Source organism: Flavobacterium cyanobacteriorum (genome assembly GCF_002251835.1).
Taxonomy (GTDB): domain Bacteria; phylum Bacteroidota; class Bacteroidia; order Flavobacteriales; family Flavobacteriaceae; genus Flavobacterium; species Flavobacterium cyanobacteriorum.
Genome location: NZ_NOXV01000086.1, coordinates 1 through 2360 on the forward strand (window position 1 = coordinate 1; position 2360 = coordinate 2360).

Annotated in this window: 2 protein-coding genes; one reads left to right on the forward strand and one right to left on the reverse strand. The window is 42.5% G+C overall.

The features are described from left to right. Positions 1-321 precede the first annotated feature (321 nt). On the reverse strand, positions 322-2007 hold the full coding sequence (locus CHU92_RS00940; protein WP_094411688.1) for a glutamine--tRNA ligase/YqeY domain fusion protein: 1686 nt from the start codon (positions 2005-2007) through the stop codon (positions 322-324). A 149-nt stretch (positions 2008-2156) separates the two neighbouring features. On the opposite strand from CHU92_RS00940, the gene CHU92_RS00945 reads away from it, so the two are divergent. Next, the coding region (locus CHU92_RS00945; protein WP_129582966.1) for a dihydroneopterin aldolase at positions 2157-2360 on the forward strand (204 nt) is incomplete at its 3' end.

A 2360-nucleotide genomic window follows, 5' to 3' on the forward strand; every position in this document is an offset into this window, starting at 1 on the left:
TCATTGATGATAGGTTAGCGGCTTAAATCGAACTCACGTTAATTACTATAAAGGTAAGAAATTAAAGAATTTGTAGGATGTTAATATGTAGTTAAGTATAAGCCAAAGTATGTGAAAGTATAAAATAAGGCGATTTAAGCAGTTTTTACAGCGCCGGACGGACAAAGACCTTGCCAATAAAAAAAGAGGCCGTAGAAACAAAATACAGAGGTGGATTTTAATAAGGTAAATTTATAATAAATTTTGATTTCATAGCTAATGTATATAATAAGAAAAGCCTGCGTTCAGCCGCAGGCTTTATCAGTTATATCTATAATGTATTTATTCTTTATTTTCAATTTTAGCCCAGGTGTCCCGAAGGCCAACCGTTTTATTAAAAACGATGTTTTCCGCAGACGAATCTTTATCTACACAAAAATATCCCAGCCTCTGGAACTGATACCTCTCCCCTGCCTTAGCAGATTTGAGGCCGGGTTCCAAATACCCTTTTATTACCTGAAGCGAGTTGGGGTTAATATATTCTTTAAAATCTACCTCCTTATCGGCATCCGGGGCTTCGTGTGTAAACAGCCTGTCATATACCCGCACTTCAGCCTCAATAGCGTGCTGTACTGATACCCAGTGTATAGTACCTTTTACTTTACGCATACTGGCCTCAGTGCCGCTTCCGCTTTTAGAATCAGCATCATATGTAGCAAGTATTTCAGTTATGTTACCGTCAGCATCTTTTACAACACTTTCCCCTTTTATGATGTAAGCATTTTTAAGGCGTACTTCCCTGCCGATTGTAAGGCGGAAATATTTACTGTTGGCATTCTCCATAAAGTCCTCCCTTTCAATGTAAAGCTCCCTCGAGAAAGGCACCTGGCGGAAACCTGCGCTTTCATCTTCAGGGTTATTTTCTGCTTCGAGCCACTCCTCTTTTCCGTCAGGATAATTGGTAATAACAAGTTTAACAGGGTCCAGCACCGCCATTACACGTGGCGCTGTTTTATTCAGTTCTTCCCTTACACAAAATTCAAGCAAAGAAACATCAATAAGGTTTACACGCTTAGCTATACCAATGGTATCGGCAAAATTCCGGATAGCCATAGGCGGATAGCCGCGGCGCCTCATTCCTGATATGGTTGACATACGCGGGTCATCCCATCCTGTTACATGCCCTTCCTGTACCAGCTGCAGGAGCTTACGCTTGCTTACCACAGTGTGGCTCAGGTTGCGGCGCGCAAATTCACGCTGTTTGGGCCTTACTTTGGTATCATCATAAATCTGGTCCAGGAACCAGTCATATAACTCCCTGTGCATTAAAAATTCGAGCGTGCACAGCGAGTGGGTTATTTGTTCCAGGTAATCGCTTTCGCCATGCGCCCAGTCATACATAGGGTATATGCACCAGTTATCACCTGTGCGGTGATGGTGCTTATGCAGTATACGGTACATGATAGGGTCGCGCATCAGCATATTGCTCGATGTCATATCTATTTTAGCTCTCAACACGTGTGTACCTTCGGCAAATTCGCCATTCTTCATCCTTTCAAAAAGGCCAAGGTTCTCCTCAACCGAACGGTTACGGTAGGGGCTTTCTGTACCGGGTTGTGAGGGTGTGCCTTTTTGCTTAGCCATCGCTTCTGATGGCTGGCTGTCAACATAGGCTTTGCCTTTTTTTATAAACTCAACTGCCCAGTCATACAGCTGCTGGAAATAATCAGAGGCATAGCGCTCCTCAGCCCATTCAAAACCAAGCCACTCGATATCATGTTTTATGGCATCAACATATTCCTGCTCTTCCTTTGCGGGGTTGGTATCATCAAAGCGCAGGTTTACCGGGGCATTATACTTTAAGCCAAGCCCGAAATTAAGGCAGATGGAACTGGCGTGCCCTATATGCAGGTAACCATTGGGCTCAGGCGGGAAGCGGAACCGCAGCTTATCCTGAGGCAGGCCGTTATTTAAATCTTCTTCTATTATTTGTTCAAGAAAATTAAGTGATCTTTCTTCAGTTGACATATCGATAGGTAAAATGAGTTGCAAAGGTAATTAGAAAGTTGCAAAGTCAGGAAGTTGTAAAGTTGTAAAGTTGATTGATTCTGCCTGAAAGTGTAGAAGATGATCAGCTAAACTTCCTAACTTTGAGGTTTAAATCTTAAACAATAACTATGGGAATTATAAAACTGCAAAATATCCGTACTTTTTCTTATCATGGATGCCTTGTGGAAGAGAGCAAAATAGGCAGCGATTACAGGGTTGACCTGGAGGTGAAGGCTGATATGCGCAAATCTATGGAAACCGATGCGCTGGCCGATACTGTTGATTATGTTCATCTGAACAAAATTGTAGTTGAAGAAATGGCTATACGCTCC

Bases quoted from the DNA above. Each gene is read 5' to 3' on its own strand.
- CHU92_RS00940 (WP_094411688.1), bottom strand. From the start codon at position 2,007: ATGTCAACTGAAGAAAGATCACTTAATTTTCTTGAACAAATAATAGAA.